At 69.7% G+C, this 7,267-nt stretch carries 7 protein-coding genes; all 7 read right to left on the bottom strand.

Features of this window, described 5'->3' with window-relative positions; translation table 11 throughout:
• Window positions 1-177, bottom strand: a 177-nt coding sequence (locus C0461_RS12460) for a YerC/YecD family TrpR-related protein (RefSeq protein ID WP_292107449.1), incomplete at its 3' end; no start/stop codon positions are given.
• Between the two features lie 41 nt (window positions 178-218).
• Window positions 219-1,253 (bottom strand): glycerophosphodiester phosphodiesterase, encoded by a 1,035-nt coding sequence (locus C0461_RS12455; RefSeq protein ID WP_292107446.1) that lies wholly within the window; start codon window positions 1,251-1,253, stop codon window positions 219-221.
• Between the two features lie 44 nt (window positions 1,254-1,297).
• Window positions 1,298-2,104 (bottom strand): inositol monophosphatase family protein, encoded by an 807-nt coding sequence (locus C0461_RS12450; protein ID WP_292107444.1) that lies wholly within the window; start codon window positions 2,102-2,104, stop codon window positions 1,298-1,300.
• A gap of 4 nt (window positions 2,105-2,108) precedes the next feature.
• The gene (gene efp, locus C0461_RS12445; protein WP_292107440.1) at window positions 2,109-2,675 is read right to left on the bottom strand and encodes an elongation factor P; all 567 of its coding nucleotides are present in this window, start codon (window positions 2,673-2,675) and stop codon (window positions 2,109-2,111) included.
• Between the two features lie 120 nt (window positions 2,676-2,795).
• The gene (gene pdeM / locus C0461_RS12440) at window positions 2,796-3,458 is read right to left on the bottom strand and encodes a ligase-associated DNA damage response endonuclease PdeM (protein WP_292107448.1); all 663 of its coding nucleotides are present in this window, start codon (window positions 3,456-3,458) and stop codon (window positions 2,796-2,798) included.
• A gap of 41 nt (window positions 3,459-3,499) precedes the next feature.
• The gene (locus C0461_RS12435) at window positions 3,500-5,911 is read right to left on the bottom strand and encodes a ligase-associated DNA damage response DEXH box helicase (protein ID WP_292107437.1); all 2,412 of its coding nucleotides are present in this window, start codon (window positions 5,909-5,911) and stop codon (window positions 3,500-3,502) included.
• A gap of 194 nt (window positions 5,912-6,105) precedes the next feature.
• Window positions 6,106-7,089 carry a WYL domain-containing protein gene (locus tag C0461_RS12430; RefSeq protein WP_292107434.1) on the bottom strand — a complete coding sequence of 328 codons (984 nt, stop codon included), beginning with the start codon at window positions 7,087-7,089 and terminating at the stop codon, window positions 6,106-6,108.
• Window positions 7,090-7,267 lie beyond the last annotated feature (178 nt).

The following is a 7,267-nucleotide window of genomic DNA, read 5'->3' as shown; positions in this document are numbered from 1 at the left end:
ACCGCCCGCGTCAAGCAGGCGCGCCACCTCCCACCGCTCGGCGAAGGCGCGGATTTCGGACGGGGTGCACAGGTCCGAGAGGAAGGCGTCGACCTCCTCGCGCGTGCGCAGGCTCAGGATCGCGTCGAAAAGTGCGGTCCGGGCGTCCTTGTCCGTGGGCGGGTCCTGGCAGGCCATGCGCGTTCCACTACGCTGTTACAGTGGTACGCGCAAGTCCCCTATCGACGCGCCTGAACGGCGATGGCGGGAAAGTCGCTGAACACGCCATCGACGCCCGCGTCATAGAGCGCACGGGCCCAGCCGGGCAGGTCGCCATGGGCGGTGGGGTCGTCGCCGCGCCGGTGGAGGGGCGGCAGGAAATAGTTCTCGGCGCGCAGGGTCCAGACGTGAACCTGAAGGCTGGCGGCGTGCGCGTTTTCCACCACGCCGGTGGGCGTTCCGCTGTCGTGGACGATGACCAGCCCGCTTTCCAGTCCCAGAATGTCCGCGTAGGTGGCGATCTCGGCCAGGCCCTCAGGGCTGAGCATCTGTGCGGGCGTCAGGTCGGGGCGGTCCCAGGGACCTGAACCGGCGGCGATCAACTGCACCAGCGGCGCCTCGATACGGGCGTTGAGGCGCCGCAGGGGCTCCACCTCGAAGCACTGGACCACCAGCGGGGCGTCAAGCCCCGCCCAGCCCTCGGCCTCCAGCACGGCGACGAAGGCGTCCTCCATGGGCAGGCCGATGGCGGCGAAATACGACGGGTGCTTCAGCTCGGGGATCACGCCGATGGGGCGGCCGGTGCGGGCTGTGGCCGCGCGGGCGATGGCGATGACTTCGGCGAAGGTGAGGATCGGGTCTTCGCCGTCAAAGGCCGCGTTGGCCGGGCGCAGCTGGGGCAGGCGCTCGCGGGCGCGCAGGGTCTTCAGCTCGGCGAGGGTGAAGTCCTCAGTGAACCAGCCCGTGACCGAGACGCCGTCGATGGTCTTTGTGCTGCGGCGGTCGGCGAATTCGGGGCGGTCGGCCACATCGGTGGTCCCGCCGATCTCGTTCTCATGGCGGGCGACCAGATAGCCGTCGCGGGTCATGACCAGATCGGGCTCGATGAAGTCGGCGCCCTGCTCGATGGCCAATTCATAGGCCGCGCGGGTGTGCTCGGGCCGCTCGCCGGACGCGCCGCGATGGGCGATGACGAGGGGTTCGGGGAAGGCGGACTGCGACAGGGCCGGGCCTCCGGCGAACACGAGGGCGGCGATCAGGATGAAGCGGATCATGCCCCGAGGCTAGACCCTGTTCGTGACGAACCTGTCTCAGGGCGTCAGGCGTCCTGCAGGATCTTGCGCAGCTGGCTGTGGACCTCGCCGTTAGCGGCGACGATCTGCTTGCCGGAGCGGGGATCCGTGTCGTTGTCCACGGCGGTGACCGCGCCGCCGGCCTCGGTGACCAGGAGCATGCCGACGGCCACGTCCCAGGGCTGGAGGCCCCGTTCCCAGAAGCCGTCGTAGCGGCCCGCCGCGACCCAGGCCAGGTCGAGAGTGGCTGCGCCAAGGCGGCGGATGCCGGCGGTGCGCTGGCCCACGGCGTGGATGTCCTTGATGGACTGGCCGTGGCCGGTCTTGCCGAGGAACGGCAGACCGGTGGAGAACAGGCAGGTGCTCAGGTCCTTGCGGCCCGAGACGCGGATGCGCTTGTCGTTGAGGTAGGCGCCCTTGCCCTTTTCGGCCCAGAACAGGTCGTTCATCACCGGATTGTAGGTGACGCCCGCGACGATCTCGGCGGAGCCGTCCGGCGCCTTGCGCTCCAGGCCGACGCTGATGGCGAAGTGGGGGATGGCGTGGGTGAAGTTGGTGGTGCCGTCGATGGGATCGACGATCCAGGTGTGGGTCTTGTCGGTGCCTTCGATCAGGCCGCCTTCCTCGCCGAGGAAGCCATAGCCCGGCCGGGCCTTGTTCAGCAGTTCGCGCAGGGTCTGCTCGGCCTTGGTGTCGGCGGCGGTGACGAAGTCGGCCGGACCCTTGCGGGACACCTGCAGCTCGGCCACCTCGCCGAAGTCGCGCAGCATGGGCCGTCCGGTCTTGCGGACCGCGTCGATGATGACGGAGACGAGGGCGGAAGCGAGAGCCATTCGATCAGTCGGCCCGGCGGACGTATTCGCCGGTGGCGGTGTCCACCACGATGCGTTCGCCGGCGGACATGTAAGGCGGGATCATGATGCGCACGCCGTTATTGGCGAGGGCGGGCTTGTAGGAGGACGAGGCGGTCTGCCCCTTCACGGTCGGTTCGGTCTCGGCGACTTCCAGCACCACCTGGTCCGGCAGCGACAGGCCGATGGGGCGCTCCTCGTGGGACTCGATGACCACCTTCATGCCTTCCTGCAGATAGGCGATGCGGTCCTCGCCGACCCAGTCCTTCTGCAGTTCGATCTGCTCGTAGTTCTCGTCGTCCATGAAGACCAGCGAGTCGCCGTTGTCGAACAGATAGGAGTAGTCGCGCTGTTCGAGGGTGACGCGCTCGACCTTGTCCTCGGAGCGGAAGCGCTCGTTCAGCTTGTTGCCGGTCTCGAGGTTCTTGGCCTCAACGTTGGCGAAGGCGCCGCCCTTGCCCGGCTTGACGTGGCTGGCCTTGGTCACGACCCACAGGCCGCCGTTCACTTGCAGGACCATGCCGGGCTTGATGGTGTTGCCGTTGATCTTCATCGAATGTCGCTGGGTTCGGGGTGGCGCGCGGGCGCGAAATTTGGACGCGACCCCTACAGGGACGGCGGTCAAAGGGCAAGCGGCGCGCATCGTCCCGCTCGTGCGGGCGAGCGCGGTCAATCAGTCGCCGAGAAGCGCGCTCCACCGGATAGCGTGAGCCTTTTTCCCCAGGGCCACCGCCAGGGGCGGCCGGGCGAACAGGCCTGCGAAGGCTGGGTCGCGCACGTTCAGTCCGCCGGCGTAGGCGCCGAAGGCCGGAAGGATCAGGCGCTGGCCGTCGGTGACGAAGCAGCGCCGCCGCACCGACCCGGCCGTCCCCTTCACTCGTGCGCAGGGGTGCAGGTGCCCCGCCGCCTCGCCGGGCGTGAGGCCGGGGCTGGGCTCGTGGCGCAGCACCAGTTTCGACAGGCCGATCTCCACCGCCGTCTCGCCCGCCAGATTCCCGGCGCCGTCCGGGTCGTGGTTGCCGGTGATCCATAGCAGCGTCGTGCGGCGGGCCAGCCCCGCGATGCGCTCCCGGTCGTCCGGCGCGATGCGGGTGGTGGCCGAGCCGTCATGCAGGGTGTCGCCCAGCAGCACCGTCACGCGCGGGTCCAGCGCCTCGATCTCGGCCTGCAGCCGGTCCAGGGTTTCGCGGGTGTCGTAGGGCGGCAGCATCTGGCCGCGCGCGGCGTAGGCCGAGCCCTTTTCCAGATGCAGGTCCGCCACGACGAGCGCGCGCTCGCCCTCCAGCCACAGGGCGCCGGAGGGCCGCAGGACCACCTCGGCGTCATTGACCGCCATGACCGCCGCGCCGCACGGCCGCTGATGCACCCGCCATGCCGTCACGCCATGGCCTCCTCGATCAGGGCCGCCTGCTCCAGCATCATCTCGGCGGCGGAAGACCCCGGCGCGCGCTCGCGGCCGATCTCCATCATGGCGGGCACGGCGAAGGGCGAAACCCGTTCCAGCCGCTGGACGCGGATGCGGCCCCGGATGCGCGACAGCAGCTCACCCAGCCGCGCCACATCCAGCAGGCCCCGCGCCGCGTCCGCCCGGGCGCATCGCAGCAGCAGATGGTCCGGGTCGTGGCGGCGCAGGGTGTCGTAGATCAGGTCCGCCGAGAAGGTCACCTGACGGCTGTTCTTCTCATGCCCCGGCATGCGCCGCTCGATCAGCCCGGCGATCAGGGCGCAGTCCTTGAAGGTGCGCTTCATCATGAAGCTCTCGTCCAGCCAGGTTTCAAGGTCGTCGCCCAGCATGTCCTGCTCGAACAGGGCGTCGAAATCGAGGCCATCCATGGGCTTCACCGACCAGATGGCCAGCATGTAGTCATTGGCCACATAGCCGATGGGGCCAACCCCCGCCCGGTCCAGCCGCCGGGTCAGCAGCATGGCCAGGGTGGAGTGGGCGATCCGCCCTTCGAACGGATAGGCCACCATGAAGCAGCGGTTGCCCCGGGCGAAGGTCTCGATCAGCAGGTCGTCGATCCCCGGCAGGCTGGAATGGTCGCGCTGGGCCTGAAGCCACTCCTGCACGTCGGCGGGCAGGACGGCCCAGGACGACGGGTCGCTCATCATTCGCCGCACCCGGCTCGCCAGAAAGGTGGACAGGGGGAATTTGGACATGCCCCAACTGGGCACCTTGGGCTCCTTGTCCGCCGCCCGAGTGACGATGGCGTTGGTCCCCTCGATGCCCATGAAGCGCCATATCTCGCCGCCGAAGACGAAAGTGTCGCCCGGCGTCATCTGTTCGAAGAACCACTCCTCGGCCTCGCCGATCTTGCGGCCCGAGCCGTGGCGGCCGGGCAGGCGCAGCGACAGGGTCTGGGCCGTGATGATGGCGCCCACGTTCATGCGGTGGCGGCGCGCGGTCTCCTCATTGCGGACGCGCCAGAGCCCGTCCTGCCCCCGCACGATGCGGCGGAAGCGGTCATAGGATTTCAGGGCGTAGCCGCCGGTGGAGACGAAATCCACCACCTGCTCCCAGTCCTCCCACGACAGGTCCGCATAGGGCGCGGCGCGGCGCACCTCGTCATACAGGGCCTGAAGGTCGAAGGGCTCGGAACAGGCGCAGCCCATGACGTGCTGGGCCAGCACGTCCAGTGCGCCGACGCGGATCGGCTCGCCGTCCAGGGCGTTTTCCGCCACCGCCTCCACCGCCGCCTGACACTCCAGCATCTCGAAGCGACTGGCGGGCACCAGAATGGCGCGGGAGGCCTCGTCCAGCCGGTGGTTGGCCCGGCCGATGCGCTGGACCAGCCGGGACGATCCCTTGGGCGCGGCCAGCTGGATCACCAGATCCACGGCGCCCCAGTCGATGCCCAGATCCAGCGTTGAGGTGCAGACCACGGCCCGCAGCTCGCCCCGGGCCATGAGGGCCTCCACCTTGCGGCGCTGCTCGGCCGACAGGCTGCCGTGGTGCAGGGCGATGGCCAGACCGTCCTCGTTGAGCCGCCACAGCTCCTGAAAGGCGAACTCGGCCTGCCAGCGGGTATTGACGAAGATCAGGGTGGTGGTGGCCGTCTTGATGGTCTCATAGACCTCATCCATGGCGTGCTGGGCGGTGTGGCCGGCCCAGGGCACCCGGCTCTCCGACAGCAGCACCTCCATCACCGGCGGCGCGCCGGGACGGCCCAGCACCAGATCGTCGCCCCGGTCCGACAGCCAGCGCCGCACCGCCACAGGATCGTCCACCGTCGCCGACAGGCCCACAAAGCGCGCGTGGGGCGCGAACTGACGCAGCCGCGCCAGTCCCAGCGACAGCAGGTCGCCGCGCTTGGAGCTGTGGATGGCGTGGATCTCGTCCACCACCACGCAGCGCAGGTCCGCGAAATAGCCCCGCGCGCCTTCCCAGGCGCAGAACAGGGCCAGTTGCTCCGGCGTGGTCAGCAGAATATCGGGCGGGGTGATCCGCTGGCGCTGCTTGCGCGCCTGCCCCGTGTCGCCGGTGCGGGACTCCACCACGATGGGCAGGTCCATCTCGCGCACCGGGGTCATCAGGTTGCGCTCCACGTCCACCGCCAGCGCCTTCAGCGGCGAGATATAGAGGGTGTGGACGCCTTTGGGGCCGTTGCGGGGGCCGCGCTCGGTCAGGTCGATCAGGCTGGGCAGGAAGCCGGCCAGGGTCTTGCCGCCGCCGGTGGGCGCCACCAGCAGCACGTCGGCGTCCTCGCGACCCTTGGCCACCATGGCCAGCTGGTGATCGCGCACAGCCCAGCCCCGCCCGGCGAACCAGTCGGCGAAGCGGGGCGGCAAACCCTGTCCGTCATCCTCGGGCTTGTCCCGAGGACCTACGGCGGCGGCTTTCGCGGAACTTGCGGCGCGGGGCGGTATGGGGCGGTCCTTCCACCAGCGGGTGACGGATGAGTGGGTCCTCGGGACAAGCCCGAGGATGACGGAGTCTATCTACATCCGTTCCCGTTCCGTTTCACCCCGTCATGACGGCGATCTCAAGGCGCGCCGTGCGCCCGCATCGCCGCGGCCAGCTCGTCGGCCATCACCGCCTTCAGCCGGTCGGGCGCGAGGATGCTGACCCGCTCGCCCCAGGTGAACAGGTGCCAGGCCAGTTCGCGCATGCCGCTGGCGGTGAAGCGCACGATGACCGAGCCGTCGGGCTGGTCCTCCAGCGTCTGGGTGGGGTGCCAGCGCCAGGCTCGCGCCTCGGCCGCCCCCTCGGCAGTGATGTGCAGGGCCACGTCCTCCACATCATCCTGATAGATGCCGAACGAGCGGTTGGCGAAGGCGGCAAGGTCGAAGCCTTCCGGCGGGCGGGCGGTCTGGTCCAGCGCCTCCACCGCGCTCATGCGGTCGAGGCGGAAAGTCTGGATCTTCTGCGTGCCCAGATCGGCGGCCACCAGATAGTTGGCCCGCCCGAACATCAGGCCGCAGGGCGCCACGGTGCGGCGGCGCGCCTCGGCGCCCGGCCGGCTGTAGATGAAGCCCAGGGCCCGTTCCGCCAGCACGGCGCTGCGGATGGCCGCCAGCATGGCCTCGTCCGCCGTGGGGCGGGGCCCCGCCTGCACCGCGATGGTCTCGGCCCGCACCAGCGCCTCCAGATCGGGCGCCAGCCGGTTCAGGGTGGTGGAGCGCACCGCCGACTTGATCTTGCGCTCAAGGCTTTCGAGGGCCGTGGCCCGCACCGGCTCGTCGGCCCGGCGCAGGGCCAGGGCGGCGCGGTTCAGCTCCACCAGCTCGGTGGTGGTGGGCGCCTGCTCGAAGGCCGACAGGCCGCCCCGGATGCGCCAGCGCTTGTTGGGCGGATCCGACACCTCCTCGGCCCCGGGAAACAACATCAGCACCGCATCGCGCAGGCGCTCGGCGGTGCGGCGCCCCACGTCCATGTCGCGGGCTATCTCGTCCAGAGTCAGGCCCTCGGCGCTGCCGGCCATGCGGCGGGCCAGGTCGATGACCACGGCGGCCTTGTCGTGTCGCATTTCACCTACGTCCGATTTTGACGCAACACTGTCATAGGGTGCTTTCATCAGCAAGACGCCACACCGATTTCCGAAGGACCCCGCCATGGCCAGCCAGATCGCCGCCAGCTACGCCCCCGCCCGCATCGTCAACGACGCCCGCTACCTGATCGTGCCCTGCGAGGCCGAGGGCTGCGCC

This window comes from Brevundimonas sp., from assembly GCF_013823285.1.
Taxonomy (GTDB): Bacteria; Pseudomonadota; Alphaproteobacteria; order Caulobacterales; family Caulobacteraceae; genus Brevundimonas.
Note: the sequence above shows the minus strand (reverse complement) of the source record. Positions and strands in the feature narration are given on the sequence as shown.

Excerpts from the sequence above, each read along its gene's own strand:
- efp (WP_292107440.1), bottom strand. The coding sequence starts at position 2,675 with ATGAAGATCAACGGCAACACCATCAAGCCCGGCATGGTCCTGCAAGTG.
- C0461_RS12455 (WP_292107446.1), bottom strand. The coding sequence starts at position 1,253 with ATGATCCGCTTCATCCTGATCGCCGCCCTCGTGTTCGCCGGAGGCCCG.
- pdeM (WP_292107448.1), bottom strand. The coding sequence starts at position 3,458 with ATGGCGGTCAATGACGCCGAGGTGGTCCTGCGGCCCTCCGGCGCCCTG.
- C0461_RS12430 (WP_292107434.1), bottom strand. The coding sequence starts at position 7,089 with ATGCGACACGACAAGGCCGCCGTGGTCATCGACCTGGCCCGCCGCATG.
- C0461_RS12450 (WP_292107444.1), bottom strand. The coding sequence starts at position 2,104 with ATGGCTCTCGCTTCCGCCCTCGTCTCCGTCATCATCGACGCGGTCCGC.